The sequence below is a fragment of the Terribacillus saccharophilus genome (genome assembly GCF_046592895.1).
GTDB classification, from domain to species: domain Bacteria; phylum Bacillota; class Bacilli; order Bacillales; family Amphibacillaceae; genus Terribacillus; species Terribacillus saccharophilus_D.
Genome location: NZ_JAWVPU010000002.1, coordinates 712,757 through 734,680 on the forward strand (window position 1 = coordinate 712,757; position 21,924 = coordinate 734,680).

The 21,924-nt window shown below is 44.4% G+C and carries 24 protein-coding genes; 3 read left to right on the forward strand and 21 right to left on the reverse strand.

All coding sequences use genetic code 11. The features are described 5' to 3' along the window. Nucleotides 1-23: 23 nt before the first annotated feature. Together SFC66_RS09375 and acnA are read right to left on the reverse strand one after the other, a co-directional pair. Nucleotides 24-467, reverse strand: a complete 444-nt coding sequence (locus tag SFC66_RS09375; RefSeq protein WP_411218423.1) for a TlpA family protein disulfide reductase — start codon at nt 465-467, stop codon at nt 24-26. Nucleotides 468-557: 90 nt separating this feature from the next. Continuing rightward, nucleotides 558-3,266 carry an aconitate hydratase AcnA gene (gene acnA, locus SFC66_RS09380; protein ID WP_411218424.1) on the reverse strand — a complete coding sequence of 903 codons (2,709 nt, stop codon included), beginning with the start codon at nt 3,264-3,266 and terminating at the stop codon, nt 558-560. Nucleotides 3,267-3,510: 244 nt separating this feature from the next. Between acnA and SFC66_RS09385 the strand changes: the two genes are divergently transcribed. Next, nucleotides 3,511-3,636 carry a small acid-soluble spore protein P gene (locus SFC66_RS09385; RefSeq protein WP_084160682.1) on the forward strand — a complete coding sequence of 42 codons (126 nt, stop codon included), beginning with the start codon at nt 3,511-3,513 and terminating at the stop codon, nt 3,634-3,636. Nucleotides 3,637-3,675: 39 nt separating this feature from the next. Here SFC66_RS09385 and SFC66_RS09390 read toward each other — a convergent pair whose 3' ends face one another. The 12 genes from SFC66_RS09390 to SFC66_RS09445 form a co-directional block, all read right to left on the reverse strand. Then, nucleotides 3,676-4,785 (reverse strand): ATP-binding protein, encoded by a 1,110-nt coding sequence (locus tag SFC66_RS09390; RefSeq protein WP_411218425.1) that lies wholly within the window; start codon nt 4,783-4,785, stop codon nt 3,676-3,678. A 186-nt stretch (nt 4,786-4,971) separates the two neighbouring features. Further along, nucleotides 4,972-5,445, reverse strand: coding sequence for a CcdC family protein (locus SFC66_RS09395; protein ID WP_411218426.1), 474 nt, complete (start codon nt 5,443-5,445; stop codon nt 4,972-4,974). Nucleotides 5,446-5,473: 28 nt separating this feature from the next. Then, entirely contained in the window at nt 5,474-5,833 is a 360-nt protein-coding gene (locus tag SFC66_RS09400; RefSeq protein WP_411218427.1) for a response regulator, read from the reverse strand. Then, nucleotides 5,808-6,281, reverse strand: a complete 474-nt coding sequence (locus SFC66_RS09405; protein ID WP_411218428.1) for a Na(+)/H(+) antiporter subunit B — start codon at nt 6,279-6,281, stop codon at nt 5,808-5,810. Before SFC66_RS09405 ends, SFC66_RS09400 begins: the two co-directional genes overlap by 26 nt. 54 nt (nt 6,282-6,335) lie before the next feature. After that, a complete protein-coding gene (locus SFC66_RS09410; RefSeq protein WP_411218429.1) occupies nt 6,336-7,028 on the reverse strand; it encodes a cytochrome c biogenesis CcdA family protein in 693 nt (230 codons plus the stop codon). Nucleotides 7,029-7,119: 91 nt separating this feature from the next. After that, nucleotides 7,120-7,533 carry a DUF2512 family protein gene (locus SFC66_RS09415; protein WP_411218430.1) on the reverse strand — a complete coding sequence of 138 codons (414 nt, stop codon included), beginning with the start codon at nt 7,531-7,533 and terminating at the stop codon, nt 7,120-7,122. A 267-nt stretch (nt 7,534-7,800) separates the two neighbouring features. Further along, on the reverse strand, nt 7,801-8,439 hold the full coding sequence (locus tag SFC66_RS09420) for a hypothetical protein (RefSeq protein WP_411218431.1): 639 nt from the start codon (nt 8,437-8,439) through the stop codon (nt 7,801-7,803). A gap of 373 nt (nt 8,440-8,812) precedes the next feature. Further along, nucleotides 8,813-9,034, reverse strand: a complete 222-nt coding sequence (locus SFC66_RS09425; protein ID WP_411218432.1) for a YneF family protein — start codon at nt 9,032-9,034, stop codon at nt 8,813-8,815. Between the two features lie 43 nt (nt 9,035-9,077). Continuing rightward, a complete protein-coding gene (gene sirA / locus SFC66_RS09430) occupies nt 9,078-9,464 on the reverse strand; it encodes a sporulation inhibitor of replication protein SirA (protein ID WP_411218433.1) in 387 nt (128 codons plus the stop codon). Between the two features lie 155 nt (nt 9,465-9,619). After that, nucleotides 9,620-11,623, reverse strand: coding sequence for a transketolase (gene tkt, locus SFC66_RS09435; protein WP_411218434.1), 2,004 nt, complete (start codon nt 11,621-11,623; stop codon nt 9,620-9,622). 125 nt (nt 11,624-11,748) lie between these two features. Then, nucleotides 11,749-11,973, reverse strand: a complete 225-nt coding sequence (locus tag SFC66_RS09440; protein WP_411218435.1) for a DUF896 domain-containing protein — start codon at nt 11,971-11,973, stop codon at nt 11,749-11,751. A 44-nt stretch (nt 11,974-12,017) separates the two neighbouring features. Next, on the reverse strand, nt 12,018-12,677 hold the full coding sequence (locus SFC66_RS09445; RefSeq protein ID WP_411218436.1) for a YneB family resolvase-like protein: 660 nt from the start codon (nt 12,675-12,677) through the stop codon (nt 12,018-12,020). Nucleotides 12,678-12,961: 284 nt separating this feature from the next. Here SFC66_RS09445 and lexA point away from each other — a divergent pair, with 284 nt between their 5' ends. Beyond that, on the forward strand, nt 12,962-13,591 hold the full coding sequence (gene lexA / locus SFC66_RS09450; RefSeq protein ID WP_411218437.1) for a transcriptional repressor LexA: 630 nt from the start codon (nt 12,962-12,964) through the stop codon (nt 13,589-13,591). Nucleotides 13,592-13,988: 397 nt separating this feature from the next. Here the strand turns inward: lexA and SFC66_RS09455 are convergent, their stop codons facing one another. Then, nucleotides 13,989-14,375, reverse strand: a complete 387-nt coding sequence (locus SFC66_RS09455; protein WP_411218438.1) for a hypothetical protein — start codon at nt 14,373-14,375, stop codon at nt 13,989-13,991. A gap of 200 nt (nt 14,376-14,575) precedes the next feature. On the opposite strand from SFC66_RS09455, the gene SFC66_RS09460 reads away from it, so the two are divergent. Beyond that, nucleotides 14,576-14,797, forward strand: coding sequence for a DUF2188 domain-containing protein (locus tag SFC66_RS09460; RefSeq protein ID WP_411218439.1), 222 nt, complete (start codon nt 14,576-14,578; stop codon nt 14,795-14,797). Nucleotides 14,798-15,219: 422 nt separating this feature from the next. Here SFC66_RS09460 and glnA read toward each other — a convergent pair whose 3' ends face one another. The 6 genes from glnA to SFC66_RS09490 all read right to left on the reverse strand — a co-directional run bounded on the left by glnA (nt 15,220) and on the right by SFC66_RS09490 (nt 21,918). Continuing rightward, the gene (gene glnA / locus SFC66_RS09465) at nt 15,220-16,554 is read right to left on the reverse strand and encodes a type I glutamate--ammonia ligase (RefSeq protein WP_411218440.1); all 1,335 of its coding nucleotides are present in this window, start codon (nt 16,552-16,554) and stop codon (nt 15,220-15,222) included. Nucleotides 16,555-16,570: 16 nt separating this feature from the next. Beyond that, complete coding sequence (locus SFC66_RS09470; RefSeq protein ID WP_411218441.1) at nt 16,571-16,963, reverse strand: MerR family transcriptional regulator; 393 nt, start codon at nt 16,961-16,963, stop codon at nt 16,571-16,573. 97 nt (nt 16,964-17,060) lie between these two features. Further along, a complete protein-coding gene (locus SFC66_RS09475) occupies nt 17,061-18,314 on the reverse strand; it encodes a methionine gamma-lyase family protein (RefSeq protein WP_411218442.1) in 1,254 nt (417 codons plus the stop codon). Then, entirely contained in the window at nt 18,311-19,552 is a 1,242-nt protein-coding gene (gene hflX, locus SFC66_RS09480) for a GTPase HflX (protein WP_411218443.1), read from the reverse strand. Before hflX ends, SFC66_RS09475 begins: the two co-directional genes overlap by 4 nt. 136 nt (nt 19,553-19,688) lie before the next feature. Then, entirely contained in the window at nt 19,689-20,831 is a 1,143-nt protein-coding gene (locus SFC66_RS09485) for a Ger(x)C family spore germination protein (protein WP_411218444.1), read from the reverse strand. Continuing rightward, entirely contained in the window at nt 20,806-21,918 is a 1,113-nt protein-coding gene (locus tag SFC66_RS09490; RefSeq protein ID WP_411218445.1) for a GerAB/ArcD/ProY family transporter, read from the reverse strand. Before SFC66_RS09490 ends, SFC66_RS09485 begins: the two co-directional genes overlap by 26 nt. Nucleotides 21,919-21,924: the final 6 nt, after the last annotated feature.

Consider the following 21,924-nt stretch of genomic DNA (forward strand, 5'->3'; position numbering starts at 1 on the left):
CCAAACAGGTGAACTGGCGGGTATTACTGGATCCATTCTTCCAGCTGCTGTTTCGTTACAGGCCCAGGGATGACCCGGTGTTTCCCTTTTCTATCGACCAAGATGGTGAATGGAACGGCAACCTGACGAAATTCTTTGGCGATGGAACCGTCTTTATCCAAAAAAACCGGCACCTTCAACGCGCTTTGCCTGATGAACGCTTGTACTTGCTTCTCGCTACGTTCGCTATTTGTTGCATTGACACTGTAAACATCCACCTTTTCACCTGCTGCAGCATAGAAATCCTCCAGCTCTGACAGATCAGACAAGCAAGTTTCACACCATGTTGCCCAGTACATGATCACAACAGGTTTGCCATCTGCACTCTGTACCAGCTCTTCCACCGATTTCAGTTCTGCAGCATCAGCCCGAACCATCGTTGGAAGGATGAACAGAAAAATACTTAAGAGGATCAGTCCTCGTTTCATTAGAATTCCCCCTTCACCGTTTATTTTTGGCGAAAGAGAGTCAAACTAACCAAAAAAAGAAGCAGCCGCTGCGGCTGCTTCCCATCTAACTTATGCATGTTGTAATTTATCGCGAAGTACCATGTTCAAAATACCGCCATGACGGTAATAATCGATTTCCACTTCACTATCGAAACGTGCGACAGCTTCGAATTCCGTCACTTTGCCATCTTCAGCTGTAGCTTTCACTTTCACGATATCACGTGGGGATACATTTTCATCGATTGATACGTCGATGCTCTCCCGGCCAGTCAAACCAAGGGAATCTGCACTCTCGCCCGGCTGGAACTGCAGCGGAAGCACACCCATCATAACCAGATTGGAACGGTGGATACGCTCAAAGCTTTGCGCGATGACTGTTTTAATACCAAGCAAGTTCGTCCCTTTTGCAGCCCAGTCACGAGAACTTCCCATACCGTAATCTTCACCAGCGAAGATGGCAAGGCCTGTCTGATCAGCTTGGTATTTCATTGCTGCATCATAAATCGGCATCACATCATCTGTCGGCCAGTAAGTTGTATAACCGCCCTCTGTGCCTGGTGCCAGCTGGTTGCGGATACGTATATTCGCAAATGTACCGCGCATCATCACTTCATGGTTACCACGGCGGGAACCATACGAGTTAAACTCGCGCGGTGTGACACCTTTATCTTGCAAATACTTTCCTGCTGGCATATCTTTAGCGATTGCTCCAGCTGGAGAAATGTGATCTGTCGTTACGGAGTCGCCAAACTTCCCGATTACGCGCAAACCTTGCAATGGCTGTACCGTGCCGCTTCCTCCAGAGATATTCTCGAAGAAAGTAGGGTTCTGGATATAAGTGGAATCAGCGTCCCACTTGTAAAGCGGCTGGTCAGTTGTGTCGATTTCATTCCATTTTTCATTGGAATGGAAGACATCTTCATACTCCTTGCGGAAGATTTCCGGTGTCACGACGTTTGCGACCGCATCGCGAATCTCTTTAGCGGATGGCCAAAGATCCTTGAAATAGACAGCATTTCCATCTTTATCAGTTCCGATTGGATCATTATCCAAGTCGATATCAACCGTACCGGCAAGTGCATAAGCCACCACAAGCGGCGGTGAAGCCAAATAGTTTGCACGTACTAGCGGATGGATACGCCCTTCGAAGTTACGGTTACCAGAAAGAACGGATGCAACCGTCAAATCGTTCGAAGAAATCGCTTCTTCGATTTCTGGAGCCAATGGTCCTGAGTTACCGATACACGTCGTACAGCCATACCCTACCAAGGTGAAACCAAGCTGGTCAAGATAAGGCGTGAGACCTGCATCATTCAAGTAACGTGTCACGACTTTGGAGCCTGGCGCAAGGGATGTTTTCACATACGCTGGCACAGTCAATCCTTTTTCAACTGCATTCTTCGCAAGAATACCAGCTCCGAGCATGACGTAAGGGTTCGATGTATTCGTACAAGACGTGATCGCAGCGATTGCGACTGCACCTGTTTTCATCGTAGCTGATTTGCCGTTCGACAGCTGGACATCGACTGATTTATCGAATTCACTCTTATCAAGTCCAAACCCTTGGTTGCCGGATGGAGCTGTGATGGAGTCGACAAATGACTTCTGCATGTCGGAAAGCGGAATCAAATCCTGCGGACGCTTCGGACCGGAAAGGTTCGGCTCCAATGCAGAAAGGTCGATTTCCACTAGCTCTGTATACTCCGGATCGCGTGTTTCCGGTGTGTACCAGAAGTCGTTTTCCTTCGCATATTTTTCAACCAGGTCGATTTGTTCCTGGCTTCTGCCTGTCAAGTGCATATAATTCAATGTTTCTTCATCGATCGGGAAGAAACCGCATGTTGCCCCATACTCTGGTGCCATGTTGGAAATCGTCGTCCGGTCGGCAAGCGGCATATCCGCAAGTCCAGGTCCAAAGAATTCAACAAATTTTCCGACTACGCTCTTTTGACGGAGTACTTGTGTCACCTTCAGCGCCAAATCAGTCGCCGTCGATCCTGCTGGCATCGTACCGACGAATTTGACTCCTATAACATCCGGTGCAGGGAAGTAAGAAGGCTGTCCAAGCATGCTTGCTTCTGCTTCGATACCGCCGACACCCCAGCCAAGTACGCCGAGACCATTGATCATCGTCGTATGGGAATCCGTACCGACAAGTGTATCCGGGTACGCTGTATATGTGCCGTCTTCATTTTCATTCCCGTGCACTACACTAGCGAGATATTCCAGGTTGACCTGGTGGACGATCCCCGTTGCAGGCGGTACAGCACGATAGTTATCAAATGCTTTTTGCGCCCAGTTCAGAAATTCATAACGTTCTTTGTTTCGCTCAAATTCCAATTCCATGTTCACTTTCAATGCGTCTTGGGTACCATATTTATCAACCTGTACAGAGTGGTCGATGACAAGGTCGACCGGGATTTCCGGATTGATTTTGTCAGCGTCCCCTCCAAGGTCAACCATCGCTTTGCGAAGGGAAGCGAGATCCACGACCGCCGGCACTCCGGTAAAGTCCTGCAGGATAACACGGGAAGGCTTGAATGGTACATCGGTGATGTCACCATTCCCCCAGTTTGCCAAACCTTCTACATGCTCGTCCTTGATTGCAAAGCCATCATGCTGACGGATCAGCGATTCAAGCAGCACACGAATGGAGAATGGCAAGCGAGAGACTGTTCCAAGCCCCTTCTCTTCAAGCGCTTTCAATTGATAGTAATTGTACGTCTTTCCGTTTAATTCAAACTGTTTCTTTGCGTTGTATGAATTATTTCCCACCATCGTATGAACAAACCCCCTTGTGAATTAGCCTGCTTATCATAATCTTATGATAAAGCAGCACGAGCTAACATTGATTTGCACTTTTCATTCTAAATGAAAACGATTAATAAGTAAATTAATTAAGAGCAAAAAACACGCGTAAAATAGGGAATCCTAGCGTATTTTGAGTACAACCTATAGATTTTGTTAAGACTCGAATAGACCGATTCACACAAGGGATAATAGGTAGTGCGGAGGTGATGAAATGGGAGATCAGAAAGGAAAGCAACGGAAACACCCGGAAAAAGTGAATGAACCGCTGAGTGGGTCGAAGAAAGTGAAAAATAAAAATCATAGCAGACAGAAACACAATAGTTCACATGATATGTAAAATAAAACATGGCCTCTTATAAGGGGCCATGTATGTATATTATATAGGTGTGATAGGCATGGAAACCCTGAATGTGCTCCCTTTGGTGTCATTACGGAGAATATCAAGCGCTCCATGATGCTTCTCAAGTATCTGGGTGCAGATCATCAATCCAAGACCAGTCCCTTCTTTCTTGGTGGTAAAGAAAGGCTCCTTGAGCTTTGCTAAGACTTCATCCGGAATGCCTGGTCCTTCATCGACCACATCCACGATGCAGTCACTGCCCTCTTCGCGCTGGCGGATATCAATCTTCCCGCCATTCGGCATTTCTTCTAGTGCATTCTTGATAAGATTGATGAAGAGCTGCTTGATTTGCGAACGATCACAGAGAAGCCTGCTGTTCGCCCCTTTTTCAAAACTTATCTGTACATTTTGTAAACGTGCCTGGGAATACAGCAATGTAATCACATCTTGCAGCATTTCATGAATAGTTTCCGGTTCTTTGTTTTCTGCTACCGGTTTGGATATGAATAGAAGCTCCGATGTGATTGTTTCTATTTTTTCTATTTCGTCGACCATGATCTTGTAATATTCTTCCTTACGGCTGATGCCTGCCTGGATGAGCTGGAGGAAACCTTTCAAACTCGTGAGCGGATTACGGATCTCATGCGCAATGCCAGCTGCAAGTTGTCCGGCGACACTCATCTTCTCTGAACGAAACATCATTTCCTCAATTTCTTTTTTGTCGGAAACATCTTTTGCGACACCGACATAATACGATGCATCCTCCTCTTCTATCAAGGAGATGCTCGCTTCCATCCATATGTGCTTCCCTCTATTATCCAAGGCAGTGAAATGGAAGCGCTGAGGCCATTCCACAACGGACTTGAACCTATTCTTCAGAATAGGCACGTCACACGAATCAAGATAAGTCAAAGAAGACGTCCCGAGCACTTCATCCGGCAAGTAACCCAGCAGCCGTGTTATCGATGTGGAAATGTATTGAATCATCCCATCATTGCTGCAGACAAATACGATATCAAAACCGTTTTGATCGATCCATTGCAGCATCGGCGACGGAAGTTCAGCCAAAGAACGTGCATCAAAGTCTATAGAATTCAATGAAGCCGCTTGTTTCTTTTTCTCTGTCTTATAGTCGTCTTCGCTCAAGCTCCTTCGCCCCCCTTTTATGTGACCTTTTCGCGCATCTATGTATGTATGGATCTCTTGTAATGTATGTTACTACAATTAGGCAAAAAACAAAACGCTGGTGCCGCGATTTTACTAAATCTGTTACGGCAGACTGCCAGCATATGAAAAAGACTTTCTTACTGGAAGAAAGTCTTTTCATAACCATCAGGTGACATGCAAGCTTCTTTCAAGCCGTTTGTACTTCCAAAGCATTGCTATTCGCCAGGATACGATCATGCCAAAAGCAAGCAGGAAGAAGACACCGCCCATTTCCCCGATTTCGATTGTCTGGCCGATTGCTACCTTAAGCAAAACCCTTACAAATACCAGACCGACAATGATGATGGCAAATGCCTTCGACGGCTTCAGGAAGATTTCTTCCTCCCGTACTTCAAAATTGGAAGTAAGAATCAGCAAACTGGAGAAAATGACTCCAGCCCCAAGTGAGAACCACACTTCCCACCATGGCACCCGGAACACTGGAAAGAGGAACATTAGTGCGCCAGTGCTCATGAATAATGGCGGCAAGATGATTTTCTTCGCTGTCACCGGTCTTGCTGCGGCACGCATCCGGACCATCGCAACGGCCAAACCCATGCATGCGACCAGGATGGTGCTAATGATAACAGGTATTGTCATACCCTTACCTTCTTTCGGTTTACATTTCTTACGTGAGAATGCGATTTACAGTGTCAATGACACGAGCATCATCAAAAGGCTTCGTAATGAAATCCTTTGCCCCAAGCTCGATCGCTTGCACCACGATTCGCTGCTGCCCCATGGCAGAGCACATGATCACTTTGGCATCCGGAGCGAGGTCAATGATCTCCTTCAGAGCTGCAAGCCCATCTTTATGCGGCATCGTAATATCCAGGAAAACGATGTCAGGCTGCGTATCCCGAAACTGGGAGACCGCCTCATTTCCATCGGCTGCTTCCCCGACGATTTCATGATCATTCTCGGTAAGCAATCCTCTCAATGTTTTCCGCATGAATTTTGCATCATCTACTATTAATATCTTTGCCACTTAAATTCTCCTCACTGCTTGAACGATCTTGTGCGATGGACAGTATGATCGTCAGGGTGATACCTACAACTGTCAGATAAACCCCCAAATCAAAAAGTGTCGCTGTAGCCATTTCCAGCTCTCCTATAACAGGAACGTGGATATAGGTGAATGTATGACTCAAAAATGGCTGCCCAAAAAGAAATGAGCCTGCACTAGTCAAAACGGCAATCATTACACCCATTATGGTCAATACACGATAATTGATTGGCAGGATCTTGCTTACCGTTTTAATACCGTATGCCATATACATAAGCACTAAAGCAGCAGCTGTTCCCAACCCTCCAATGAATCCACCGCCGGGGGAATTATGGCCTGAAAAGAACAAATAGACCGAAAATCCCAGCAACAAAAAAGAAATAAGCACAGTTGTTGTTTTGAAAATTAGATTATTCGGTGAAAATTCCACACACGACACCCTTTCCCTTCATATTCTAAACTACTTCACCTCATTTTTCACGATTTAAAACCCGTAAAAAGAGAAAAAACTGGCAAGATATGCTGTTATCTTCGTTGTCAGATCGAATAAAAGCAAAATACCAATCAAAATAAGGGAATATCCACTTATTGTATGTAAGATCTTCCCCGCTCTCATCCATTTTTGCAAACGCTGTCCAAGCAAGCCCGAAACAAAAAATGGTATGCTGAACCCAATTATATAGGCGAACATCAACGGAACAGCACCAAGCGGAGCCAATGCAGCACTTGTCATGATACCCGCTAGTATCGGTCCTGTGCATGGCGTCCACCCCATTGCAAAAGACAACCCTATCAAGAAGGACCCCGCATATCCAGGCGGCCTGCTCTTAAAACGGAGCAATGTTTTCGATGACTGCCACCTGCCCCCAAGCAAACCAACCTGCACTGCACCGAATATGATCAGCAATGTTCCGCCGATGACACGTATGTATGACTGATATGCAAATAGCCATTCAGATAAAGCCAATGCACTGTATCCCAGCAGCAAGAATATGGACGAAAAGCCTATCAGGAAGAAAATTGTATGCCATAACCATCCAGACCGCGCCCCATCACCGGAAGACCCGGGACTTACACCAGTCAAATAAGAAAGAAAAGCCGGATAAAGCGGGAGTACACAAGGCGAGAGGAATGAAAGAAATCCAGCAGATAAAGCCAGTACCAACGTCACTTCCATAAGCATCCCCTTTAAAACAAAAGGAACCCCTCAAGTAGGGGATTCCTTACACTTATACATCAATATAACACAGTTCGAAAAATAGCACAGTTCAAAACATGCCGACAGTCTGTGCATTGCGGTCTTTGATGACACGCTTATTGACATAACGGTGGAATACCCACTCCCCGACACCGATCACGACCGTAGCAATAAGCGAAGCCAGCATCACATCATTCGCCGGCTCCAGCAGCGCACTGCCCAGCAGCCAAAGCAATACAAATGTCAGCACAGCATCACTGGCTGTCGCAATCAAATTCCGCTTAGGATAATCACCATTCGGCTTACTCCGATCACCTGACCTGCTAAGCACAAGCAAATCACCAATCACATAAGCCGCCACCGTCAAAATCGCACCCATCAACAGCACCGGACCAACTCCCGCATTGAAAATAAGGGTGAAGACAATCAATAAAACCGCCAGAATCATGATGAACTTGATCAACAATGCTTTTACGTGTTTCATTTTGTTCCCTCCCTTTTTTGTGTTCAATACCTTGTTTTGTGTGGGAGTAAACCTCTGGTCTTAGTTTGGTTGCTAGTAGTGTGATTTATGTATATTAAATAAAGTATGGGAGAATGAAACATTTGCATTGATTCTTCATACAATCATAGAAGCATTTTAAAGAAATTTATTAAATGGAGATGCCTAAAGTAAACCCCATAGTGACTGCTTTTGAACTTATCTTGGCATAGATCTTCCATGCAATAGTTTGTTGTCCTTCCTATCTATTTACTTCCCTTTATGAATATCCAGTTTTAAAAATACATTGTTCCCGACACTCTTCCATTGGAATACGTGAGCACTTTTGAATATAATTCGATTTTTTGACCTGGACTTCAACTTTGGTATGAGGACTTTATCAACAGGTGGGGAATAATCATTCCTCATTGAGAAAATATCGGCAGTGCTTCCTACTTTTATGGATGGCTTAGAATATGCTGCACTTTCAGTAATCATAAAAAAGTAAGCTAGATCAAAATGATCTGCGCATGCTTCCAGAGCCTGTATATCCAGATACGCATCAATTCTGGCTTCATCATCCGCTCCCTGACTATTCTTTTTGAACTTTAATTCTATTGCAGCTGAAGCTGTAGGTATTTCTCCACCATGGTAGAAAGCACAAGTGATATCAATGTATTTGTTTTTCCCCAAAATACCTTCCATACGTGTTTCCAAATCGACAGAAAAGGATTCTCCACGTTTAAAGCAATATAAATTACCAACTTTATTAATAGTGTCAGCAAAATGAAATTGAAACGGAGCTTCTTTCGTTATGGAGTATCTTCCTTGTACAAATTGCTGGATAAATAATTCCCATGATTTGCAGATAACTTCATCCAGTTTATGTATTGCGTTATCGCTTGCCATATTCTTTTTTCAACTCCTATGTATGTTTTATTAATTCTCTAAGAACGTTTAGTAATCATCTCCGTACATGTATTTTTTTGCTTCTAACCTTATATCCTATCAATGATTATATTGTACTCCTAAGTTTACCAGCATAGGTTATTGCTTAGTTCAGAAATTAAAAAAATATACTTTATATGAAATCAAATTATTTTAATGATTTGTATAACCTCAAACTAAATAGTGGTACTCACTTATTTCACAATAAAAAAACCACTTTTCCCGCTATATTACAAGCAGAAAAAGTGGTTTCCGGATTTAATCAAAACAATTAAATCCCTTTTGCAATGCCATACGCCAACGTGAAACGTCAAAGCTATATAATAATAATTGCTTATTTACCTTGTTGGTTGTTCATTGCGCGCATCATTTGGTTGATTTTCTTTTGGGATGGTTTTTGACCCATTTGCATCATCATTGTACGAAGCATCTGTTCATTAATTGGCGGGTTCTTCTTAAGATAGTTCATCATGTACTTTCTGGCGATGAAAAATCCGAGCGCTACGCCGATAATCAATGTAGCCAGTGCTATAAGTACGATCCAGATCGGACTCATATTGGCTTCCTCCTTCAAAATATCTCTAATCTAGTATAGACAATCAAAAGGAAGAATACAATAGATGAACCTGTGATTGCAAGTCATTTTTTATGATTGGTGCTATCCAGCCGCAATTGCTGGCTGCTGGTTCGATGATGAAAAAGGATGAATCGAAATGGCGGAGCTCCGAAAAGATGGTTTCTTCTGCCGTCGTCAACGAATCACAAACTACCCGGAGATAGTGCTGATCGGCTTCGATATAAACATTTTCGTCTTGATGGAGTGATGCATTGGGAGGAAAATCATTCGTGATATAGTCGAGTTGTTCCTGCACATAAACAGTATTCTCCACTTGACTGGAGAGGAAAAAGCGATAGAGAATATCCGATTTGTAAAAATAGCGGAAGTAAATCTCATGTTTCACCCAATAGACAAAATACTCTTTCATAAGCTTGTCCCTCCTTCTCCCTTGAAACTATAGTATACGGCAGGAAGCATTGCTTAATCCCTCGGAACGTGTAGCAAAGAGGCACGAAGTTAAAGAAGTTTAGTCGATATTTGTCATATAAGAAAAGCCGGCCACGAGTGTGACCGGCTTTTCCATTAATCCAAGATGGATTTTACTTGTTCGATGACATTTTCAACTGTGAAGCCGAATGCTTCGATCAATTTATCGCCGTTTCCGGATGCACCGAATGTGTTGATGCCGATGACTTTACCCTCAAGGCCGACATATCTTTCCCAGCCAAGCGGAGAAGCCATTTCGATACCGACGCGTTTCTTCACTGCTGGAGGGATGACGCTATCTTTGTAAGACTGCTCTTGCAGCTCGAAACGATCCCAAGATGGCATGCTGACGACAGAAGCATCGATGTTCTGCTCACGAAGTGCTTCCTGTGCGCGTACAGCAAGCTGTACTTCTGATCCAGTAGCAAGAAGCAATACATCTGCCGTTTCTTTTTGTGCCGGGCTGACAACGTATGCACCCTTCTTCACGCCTTCATATGCAGCTGTCTGCGTTGATGGCAGTGTAGGAAGATCTTGACGAGTCAAGACAAGCGCAGTAGGGATTTTTTCCGATTCCAGTGCAAGTCTCCATGCAGCTTGTGTTTCATTACCATCAGCTGGACGGACAACACTCAAACCAGGCATTGCGCGAAGTGATGGCAAATGCTCGATTGGCTCATGCGTCGGACCATCTTCCCCGACAGCGATACTATCATGTGTCAACACATATGTTACAGGAGTTCCCATCAACGCAGAAAGACGAATAGCAGGACGCAAGTAATCGCTGAACACGAAGAATGTCCCGCCATATACTTTCAAACCGCCATGTAGCGCCATACCATTCAACGCAGCACCCATTGCGAATTCACGAACACCGAACCAAATATTACGTCCGCTGTAGTTGTTTTTGGAGAAGTTCTCTTCTTTTGCTAAAAGCGTCTTGTTAGATCCAGCAAGATCCGCACTTCCGCCAAACAAAGCAGGTACTGTATCCGCAATCGCGTTCAATACTTTTCCGGATGCAGAACGAGTGGCAGTCTTATCCTTGCCTTCTTCATAAGTCGGAAGCGCATCAGCCCATCCTTCCGGCAGCTCATTCTTGATGGCAGCGGAAAGTTCTTTTGCAAGCTCAGGATAGGCTTCTTCATATTTAGCATAAAGCTCATTCCAAGCTTCTTCCGCTTTGGCGCCGTTTTTGACGACTTTCTCTTCGAAATCAGCATACACTTCTTCCGGAACATAAAAATCTTCATGTTTCCATTTGTAGTATTCTTTTGTAAGCTTCACTTCATCGACTCCTAATGGAGAGCCGTGGGAAGCACTTTTTGCTGATTTGTTCGGAGAACCATATCCAATAACTGTTTTGACTTCGATCAATGTCGGCTGTGTCGTATTTGCTTTTGCTTCTTTGATAGCTTTACGAAGCGCATCCACGTTTTTGCCTTCTTCCACACGAATCACTTGCCAGCCGTATGCTTTGAAACGATCTTCCACGTTTTCAGAGAAGCTGTGGTGAAGATCGCCATCAAGTGAAATATCATTGGAATCATACAGCACGATCAGCTTGTCCAAACCAAGGTGGCCGGCAAGGGAAGCTGTCTCATGCGAGATACCTTCCATCAAGTCACCATCGCCGCAAATGGCATATGTGTAATGATCGACTACCGGGAAGCCATCTTTGTTATATTTGGCAGCAAGATGTGCCTCAGCCATAGCCATACCTGTAGCCATCGCGATACCTTGTCCAAGCGGACCAGTCGTTGCTTCAACGCCGTCCGTATGATGTACTTCCGGATGTCCCGGTGTGCGGGATCCGTACTGACGGAACGATTTCAAATCATCAATGGATACTTTGTATCCAGACAAGTGCAACAGGGAATACAGTAGCATGGAACCATGTCCAGCAGACAATACGAAACGATCTCGGTTGAACCAATGAGAATTCTTCGGATTGTGGGTCATGAAATCGGTGAATAGCGTATAAGCCATTGGTGCGGCACCCATCGGCATACCAGGGTGGCCGGAATTAGCTGCTTCGATTGCATCGATTGATAACGTACGAATTGTATTGATAGAAAGCAATTCTGTTGTCTGAACCATGTAAACATCCCTTTCAACTTGCAAATTATGTACTCTTTTTCATCGTATACCGAAATGCTCCGATAAACAAGGATTTATATATAGAAAAAGAAGGGAATGGCTGTACAAGAACCAGCCTCCCCTTCTTATTTATCGTCCCGCATTTCTTTTACTTTATCCGGTGTAACATCATTACCTTCCGGGTCAATGATGGTCATTGTCTTAAACTGATTTTTGAACGAAGAGCGGACATTCTTTAAATATTCCTGTCTAAGTTCTTTTTGTTCTTTCTGTTCGCTGAGGCTGAGCCCTTCTGCTTTTGCTTTTTTAGCTAAAGCATTGATGCGCGACAATTTATCTTTAGATATCATGTGATGTATGCTCCTTTAAGCATTTATAGTTCATACACCCTATGTTACCTGCTGACGTCTTCCGATTCAAGCGAAAGGTACTCCTTGTACCTTCTATGTACGGTTGCCTTCGATACCTGAAAGCCCATGCCGCGCAACACGGAGCTGATTTCCTGGAAAGTGAGCTTATTATTACGCAGTCTGACTACCTCCTGAATCGGGAAGTCGATACGATCCCTGCCTGGTGCTGCTTCCTGGTTGCTCAGATTCTTACTTGGATCATATCCATTTTCAATTGCCCTTCTCATACCGCGTCTTATCTTCATATTGTGGATTTTTCGCTGATACTCCTCGACGATTCCGACGATCTGGAGCACCATTCCATCCGATTCGGATAGTTGGAATTCGCCATGCTGGCTCAGCGTATAAACCTTCACTTCGAGTTTTTGCAGATGATGGAACAGCGCAATTTTTGTATTGCCCCTCCCCAATCGTGTCTCATCCTGGATGAGGAGGCAATCTGCTTCGCCAGATGTGAACAGATCAAGCATGCGGAAAATGCCCGGACGTTCGATTTCATACCCACTCTGTTTTTCTTCTATAATATCGACTACTTCTATGTTTGAGGACTCTGCAAGACTGATGAGCTCTTCACGCTGCCGCTCAACCGAACTTGTCTGCTCGTCCTTTTCTGTACTTACTCTGCAATAGATGACTGCTTTCATGGATGTTCCCTCTCACTTCGACTAATTAAACACTCATGATAAGTGTAAAGTATAGGAAGAAAAGCGTGAAGCCAAAAAGCACATAATAGAATAGATCCGATTTTGCTAGTTTTTTGAACATGGTAGACCCCTCCGTTTTTTAGGAACGTGCGTTCTCTTTTGTTACTTCCATTATATACGAACATAGGTTCTAGTCAAGTGTTTTTTCGAACGGATGTTTGTATATTGCAATCTATCATGGTATACTGTATGTAATAAAAATATATGCACGGGGTGTTCGATACATGATAAAACTATCGAAAAGACAGGAAGCGATTCTAGCATACATAAAGGAGCAGGTACTTGATAAAGGCTACCCGCCTTCCGTGAGGGAAATCGGTGAAGCAGTCGGCTTGGCATCAAGCTCCACGGTACATGGTCACCTTTCAAGACTTGAGAAAAAAGGGCTGATACGGCGCGACCCTACCAAACCGCGCGCAATCGAGGTGCTTTCACTGGATACCGAAGAACAGACAGATATTCCTCGCGGTGAAGCGAATTACGCACCGGTCATCGGTAAAGTTACGGCAGGTATTCCGATCACTGCAGTTGAGAATATCGAAGAATACGTTCCCGTCCCGAGTCACCTTGTCGGTCCGGACGATAATATCTTCGTACTGGTAATTGTCGGGGAAAGTATGATCGAAGCAGGTATCCTTGACGGAGATATGGTCATCGTCAAACAGCAGCAGACTGCCCAAAACGGCGAAATCGTCGTTGCAATGACCGAAGACAATGAAGCTACGGTAAAACGATTCTTCAAAGAAGAAAACCAAATCCGGCTGCAGCCGGAAAACAGCACGATGGAACCTATCATTCTGGATAATGTCAGTATTCTTGGAAAAGTAATCGGTTTATATCGATCCATCCAATAAAATGTCGGCTTCGGCCGATTTTTTTTATATAAAATTTACACATATTCTACGTTCTTTCGACATACTTTTCGGGTAAATTAGATTATAGTTTTACCAAAAGCTAGAAAGTAGGTGGAATCGTGAAACTCTTTCATAAGATTGTTTGCAAGTTGCGAGGCCGTCATAAGATTGATAGCGTTACTGATTCATGCAAATGCGGATATACGAGAAGCTACCGCAGCAAGGAACACAGTATGGATGATTATTATCTCAAGGAACGATAAGTTACAAATAAATGAACAGGAGCTTGCCTGATTTGGCAAACTCCTGTTTTTGTATAAGGATATCCTACATATGGTTACAATATTATATCTTGATTTTCCAGATATGGTTGATTCAGCAAAGAAAAAGAGCTCACCTAGACGGCAAGCTCTTCTTGCGTTTTGTCATTTTGTTTCAGGGCGACATGCAGTGCTTGAAGCAGTATACCTGGAGTGGCTTTTTCATATGTCTCCCCTAACATCTGCTTGGCAGCTTCCAAAATACGTTTGTTCCCCAACAAAGCTAATAGCTCATGACCTTTCACCAAAATATCATCAATAAATACATCTCTGTAATCCTTTGAGTTTGTCACCACGCCTGAAATGAACCCTTCCTGCAGCAGCACTTCCGCGTGATGTACTACATCATAAGGTGTGCAAGTGCCTACAGCACAGCGATAATCTCTTGCTTTCGTACCTTGGAGTTGGTCTGCTTCTAACTGTTCCAGTATTTCACGAAATAATGTAACGCGTAGTTTTGGCATATGATCTCCTCCTTGTTTATACTTCTATTCTTGCACAAATATTGCTTCAGCAGCATGTAGAGTTTGTATATTCTTTCACAATTAAGTGACAAACCAGAGAACTGATAAACGAATTTTGCTAAATTGATATTTATATAGAAATTCAGTAATAAAGTCTGCCTTTAGTGGTATAGGTAAGAGAAACTATTGGAGGTGATAACTTGTCCAACTACCACACTACCCCACACGGTAACGGCAAATGGCAAGTAAAAAAAGAGGGAGCCGAACGCGCTTCGGGTCTCTTTGATACACAAAAAGAAGCGACCGAACAAGGAAAGCGATTAGCGAAGAAGAATAAAGGCGAGCATTTCCTCCATGGAAGAGACGGGGAGATACGAGATCGAGCTTCATATGGCAATGATCCTTTTCCGCCAAAAGGCTGAATAGCGCTATATCTTATTCTTAAGACTATACTTAAATCATTTGTCACCCTACGCAAATAACCCCTGACACGTGTATATGTGCAGGGGTTTTCATTACATACCTCACTTGTAGCATCACTTTCTACAATAATAACTAGCTCAAAAGTCATCCAAACTCTATTCTTCTTTTAATCTTGTATCTTTTCCACAAATGTTATGATGAATGGACCTTCCCCTATAACTAGAGAACCCATGATAATAAGGTAAAGCCAATTTTTTAGAATCCTATTTTTTCAGCTGTATAAAGAATTATAAATGAATACGAAGTTGCTGTTGCGTACTTCAAAGAAATACCCGCCAAAACTATAAATCAACTTAGTTTCTTTATAATAACCCCATACAATAAAAACCCCTGACACCAGTGGTATCAAGGGTTTCCTCAATTAAAAGTCTTCCATGTACTGTTCGCGTTCCCATGGGTGAACTTGCGTGCGGAACATATCCCACTCGATTTCTTTCGCTTCGATGAAGTGTTCGAATAGGTGGTCGCCTAGAGCGTCGACGATGATGTCGTCGGATTTAAGCTGCTCAAGAGCGTCGTACAGTGTAGCCGGAAGATCTGCTACGCCGTTCTTTTCTCTTTCTGCTTTGTCCATCACGTAGATGTTACGGTCGATGGATGCTGGTGCTTCCAGGCTGTTTTTGATTCCGTCAAGTCCTGCAGCAAGCAATACGCTCATTGCAAGGTATGGGTTAGCGGATGGATCGACGCTGCGCACTTCAACGCGTGTGCTTGCTCCGCGAGCGGATGGTACACGGATGAGCGGGCTGCGGTTTTTACCGGACCATGCAACGTAGCATGGCGCTTCGTAGCCTGGTACAAGGCGTTTGTAAGAGTTTACTGTCGGGTTCGTCACAGCAGTGAAGTTGACTGCGTGCTTCAATGTACCCGCGATGAATTGGTAAGCTGTTTCAGATAGTTTCAACTCGCCGCTTTCATCGTAGAATGCGTTCTTACCGTCTTTGAATAGAGACATGTTACAGTGCATACCAGATCCGTTCACACCGAATAGTGGTTTCGGCATGAATGTTGCATGCAAGCCGTGTTTTCTGGCGATAGTCTTAACTACTAGTTTGAATGTTTGGATATCATCAGCATGTTTCAATGCATCTGCATATTTGAAATCGATCTCGTGCTGTCCTGGAGCCACTTCGTGGTGGGAAGCTTCGATTTCAAAGCCCATTTCCTCAAGCTCCAAAACGATATCGCGACGAGTGGTTTCACCCAAGTCCGTCGGAGCAAGGTCGAAGTAACCGCCTTTATCGTTCAATTCAAGCGTCGGTTCGCCTTTTTCATCAAGTTTGAACAAGAAGAATTCAGGCTCTGTACCGATGTTGAATGCGCTGAAACCAAGCTCTTCCATCTTCTTGATGTTACGCTTCAGGTTATAACGCGGGCAGCCTTCGAATGGCTCTCCTTCTGGAGTATAGATATCACAGATGAAACGCGCCACTTTGCCTTTTTCGCTCGTCCATGGGAATACAACGAATGTATCCAAGTCCGGGTAAAGTTTCATGTCGGACTCCTCGATACGTACGAAACCTTCGATGGAGGATCCGTCGAACATCATTTCATTGTCCAACGCTTTATCCAATTGGCTAAGCGGGATTTCCACGTTTTTGATTGTGCCAAGCAAGTCGGTGAACTGTAAACGAATGAACTTTACGTTCTCCTCCTTGATAGTCTTGATTACATCTTCTCTAGTAAATTTCGCCATTATTTCTCCTCCTCTATTAATGGAAGAATCGTGATAATTCTCCCTGACGTAACGAAGCTTTACCCAATCGTCCGGTGTCCATCAGTTCCTGGCGCAGCATCTGTCTTAATGCTTTGTCGGAAATTTCCGGTGCGATCGGTGCCTCAAGCATTTCTGCTGATGGTTTTTCTTTCATCGGCAGCATTTGCTTGATTCCGGCAAGATTGATTCCTTTGTCGATTAATTCTTTGATTTCAAGCAGTCGATCCACATCATTGAATGAGAAAAGACGCTGATTGCCTTCTGTTCTTGCTGGGAAAATCAGTCCGTTGTCTTCATAATAACGGATTTGTCTTGCTGTTAAAGCAGTAAGAGATTTTACAATACCAATAGAGAACAAGGGCATAGATCGGCGATTCATGTCACTCATTTATCGTCCATCCCCTTTCCTTATGTACTCTACGTCTATTATAAACGTAGGTAATTTTAAATGTCAACACGTGTTAGCTTAGTTGACATGAAAATTTTCAGTTTACTTGATTAGTTGATATCAAGCCTTTTTCCATTAAGTTTTGAGCAGCATCGATAATGGCGAGCTTCACATGGGCATAAATCAGGCCACCTTGGACGAAAGCTGTGAACGGCGGACGGATTGGGCCATCTGCTGTCAGCTCCAAACTGGCACCTTGAATGAATGTACCTGCTGCCATGATCACATCATTTTCGTACCCGGGCATCGGTGCCGGATGCGGTGTCACATGGGCATTGACTGGTGATGCATGCTGGATAGCCTGGCAAAATGCTATCATTTGGTCGGCAGTTTGGAAGTTGACGGATTGAATCAAGTCCACGCGCTTTGCATCGAATCTCGGAGAAGTGGAAAATCCGAGCAGCTCCAGGAATCTGGACGTGAAGACTGCGCCTTTCAATGCTTCACCGACAACATGCGGAGCCATGAAGAAGCCTTGGTAAAGCTCCTGCAGCATTCCAAGTGATGCACCTGTTTCTTTTCCGAGACCTGGCGCTGTCAGGCGATTGGCGCATAACTCGATCAAATCGGAACGCCCAGCGATATATCCGCCCGCACGCACAATACCGCCGCCTGGGTTTTTAATCAATGACCCTGCCATCAAGTCAGCACCAACTTGAAGCGGCTCCTTCGTTTCGGCAAATTCGCCATAGCAGTTATCAACGAACACGATGACGTTTGGCTGCTTCTCTTTCACAAATGCAATCATTTTCCCGATTTCTTCAACAGAAAACGAAGGTCGGTCGGCATATCCTTTTGAACGCTGGATTGCCACCACCTTCGTTTTCTCAGAAAGCTGTGCTGCTATACCCGGATAGTCAATTGCACCAACTTCGGTCAAATCCACTGCATCGTATGTGATACCAAAATCCTGTAATGAGCCAGTATCTTCCGCAGAATTCCCGATCACACCTTCCAGCGTATCGTATGGCTGACCAGTGATATATAGAAGCTGATCACCCGGACGTAATACGCCGAATAATGCAGTGGTAATCGCGTGTGTACCAGAGACGATCTGAGGCCGTACCAGTGCGTCCTCGCCGCCGAACACTTCAGCATAAACCTGCTCCAGCGTCTCACGCCCGAAATCATCGTATCCATAGCCAGTAGTCGGGTTGAAATGACTGTCACTGACGCGCTGGTTGCGAAATGCCGCCATCACTTTCCGCTGGTTTCCTTCTGCAATCGCATCGATTGCCGCGCGCTGCGCACTGGTTTCTTCTTCCGTTCTTTTTGCTATATCGTTCATCATGCTTCATTCTTTCCCTTCAATTGATGAAAAAGCGGATGATCCGGCAATACATAGCCGCTCACTTCGTACACATCCAATTCTTCATTGTACTCCCTTTTTGTCAAAATCGTTTCTTGCGCAAGCTTGTCCAGTAAACGTCCGCCTGTCGCAGGTACGATTGTATCATAATATTCGCTGGCTTCCTTGATCATTTCCTGTACTTTTTCCATCACCCGTCTGCGGTCTTCTTCCTTGAATGCCGATATTTGCAAATAAGGATGCGCGCTTGCAATGAAATCTTCCGTCAGCAGATCTGTTTTATTGTAAACAGTCAAAATAGGCAGATGGTCGGCACCGAGTTCTTTGATCAGTTTCAAAACCGTCGCCTGCTGCTGCTCGTGATCGGGGTGGGCGCTATTGACCATATGAATGATGAAATCCGCTTCGGTCACTTCTTCCAAAGTCGAACGGAATGCTGCGATAAGTGCTGTCGGCAAATCTTGGATGAAACCGACGGTATCGGTCAATAATGCCTGGAATCCTGCAGGCATACGCAATCTGCGTGTCATCGGATCCAATGTCGCGAACAACTGATCCTGCTCCAGGCTGTCGTTACCAGTCATTCTATTGAAGATGGTCGATTTGCCCGCATTCGTATAGCCGACCAACGCAATTTGGAAAGCTTGATTCGCTTTTCTCCGTTCGCGGTAGCGGGAACGATGCGAGACGACTGCTTTCAGCTGCTGTTTGATTTCATCTATGCGACGTCGGATATGCCGTCTGTCGGTTTCCAGTTTCGTTTCCCCGGGACCTCTTGTCCCGATTCCCGCTCCCAATCGGCTCATCTCTGTTCCTTGTCCATAAAGCCTTGGCAGCAAATACTGCATTTGCGCAAGCTCCACTTGCAGCTTCCCTTCACGGGTATGCGCGCGTGTTGCGAATATATCAAGGATCAATTGGCTTCGGTCGATGACACGGACGCCGATCCGGTTGCTGATATTTTTCAATTGTCCTGGCGATAATTCGTCATTGGAGATGACAAGCAGCGGCTCTTCCTGGTCGACCAATTCCGCTAACTCTTCAAGCTTGCCCGATCCGAAATATGTACCGGGATGCAGACGTTCCCGTTTTTGCGTAACGATACCTGCCACTTCGCCGCCTGCTGTTTTTGTCAATGCTTCCAATTCATCAAGCGATGAATGAAATCGCTCCAATGTTTGATTCTGGTGATGGACTGCCATCAATAATACACGTTCCATGCTGTCACCCTTTCCATTTAGCATTATACCCTATCAGACAGGTAAAAAGCCTCCGGTTTATGCGAATGCTTTTAAGAATTTTACACGATGGGAACTTTTTATCAGCTAACCTAATCATCCGAAAAGGTCTCTGCTGTCATTTCACAACATCACCTGTGTTGATGATCTTGACGTCTGTCTTTATACTTACATCCGCTTTTGCAAAATAGTCATCCCAGTTCTTCTTTATGTTGTTGAATTCTTTAGGATAAGCGATCCTGAAGCTATCCGAGAAATCAACCACGTCCACTTTATATTTTTTCTGGACTTTATGCAGCGTTTCAGTCATCAGCTCCTGGACTTGTTCCGCCGCTAACTTTTCCAGCCTTTCGATATAACGCTCGGATAAATTATGGGAGGATTGGGACCAGTCTTCCGTGATCCAGCCTTCTGCATTCACTTGTACTTGAAACGAAACGGCACCATGTTGGAAGGTCGGCTTCACCTTCGTGTTATAATGCTGCACTTCATAAACAATCGTATTGTTTTCATTGTCTTTGAATTCCAGTAAACCTGCCTTCCCTTTCCCGGACAGCCAGTTGACGCCTTCCACTTCCTCCATTGTCAAAAACCCGACCAGCTTTCTTTCTTTCCCATCCACCACGCCTGCTCCGTCTGCCATGACTGTATTATCTATTTTTTTGACATTTGGCAATGCGAAGCTTTTTTGGGAAGAAAGGTTGGCTGCGACTTCCCCTAACCTTACTCCGGGCAGCATTTTGAGTGTGCTTGTTTCATTATCAAAAATAGTGCTTATATAACTGCTCGGTATTTCTCCTTCAATATTCGTATTCAGTATTTCACTTGCTGGTTGTTTGCTGAGGACGACATAGGGGCTTAAACGTGTGATATTATCCCGCAGCATTTGATCAAGCAGGATGGCAAGATCGTAGGTTTTCGCAGTTTCCTGATTAAGGATGACAGATTCCAAATGATCAGTGAAAACAGGATTTGGCTGCTGAAGGGACAGGCTGCGGATGATATCTTGAATCGAGCTCCCTTCAAGTGTGATATTTTGAAACATCTTGCCTTGCGGAGCTGCCCCCTGCTCTCCCTTCTTTTTTGTGACGGCTAGCTGCGTGGTATGCTTGATTGCATTTTCCTCATTCTCACTATTATCAAATCCATACCCCATTACAAAGGAAATATCCTCGATATCTGCGTTATCCCAGCATCCGCTCAGGATGATCAATGCGAACAAACACATACTGAGCTTACGCTTCATCCTGTTTTTCATCATTGCGCTTCAGCCCCCTTGCCATCGCAATTATCAGGAGTATAGCTGGTATTGCAAAGGAGAAAACAAAACTTGTGTATCCGATATAGGAACCCATCTTTTCAAGTTGATTCAAATCTTTGGGTATCATGCAAAGTATGTAGACGACAGCTAAAAGTACATAGTTTGCTTTCCTATATGTCAAGCGCGTCAACGTAGAGATTCCTTTTGCTGCAACATATTGACAGATTACATATGTCGTGAACATTTGAATCAGCCAAACAACCAAAAACAAAGAATCAAAGCGTTCAAACAATACACCCTCATATTCATATTCTTGAATTAGTGCAAAAGTCGGCCATTTCTCATGCTTCATCCTGTCGACGGACAATCCACCGGTAATGATGATGACCGCTAACAGATAAATGGATACAGGTATGCCCAGCCCGAATAGCGCCACTTTCTTCGCATGTTTTGGTGTTTGCATCATTGCAATGAATACCAGTAAAAATTCCAATCCGCTGAATGTGAGGAACGTCGGTACCACACCCTTTAGCACCGGTATCGGGCCAAGACCGAACAGCGGTCGCAAATTATCTAGTTCGAATACTTTGAATCCCAGGCAAAACACCAATATGAAGATAAAAATGGATGCAGGAGTCAATAGTTCGATCAGCCTTGCAATCGGACTGATGCCGCCAACCAGCAAATAAATGGCAACCCAATACATACTGATCAAAATGACACTTAGAGGCGTTTCCTCAAGTAAATAAAACTGTGTCAGTTCACCCATGCTCCTAATCTCGAATGCGCCTATTGTGAGGGCATAGATTATAAAGGCAGCACTTAAACTCGTGCCTATCCATTTTCCGACAATAAGCTTGTTATATTCAAAAAAGGTTAATCGTTCAAATCGAAGACTCAGTGATATGATGAGCAGACATGATACATATCCACATATCCCGCCCAGCAAGACACAGACCCATAAATCGGGTGTACCGACTTTCATTGCCAGATTTCGCGGCAGGGTGAAAATACCTGCTGCAATCAAGGTAGAAGAAAGCAATGCAATCATTTGAATTGTCGTGATTCTTGAGGTTCCTATTTTCATTTGCTG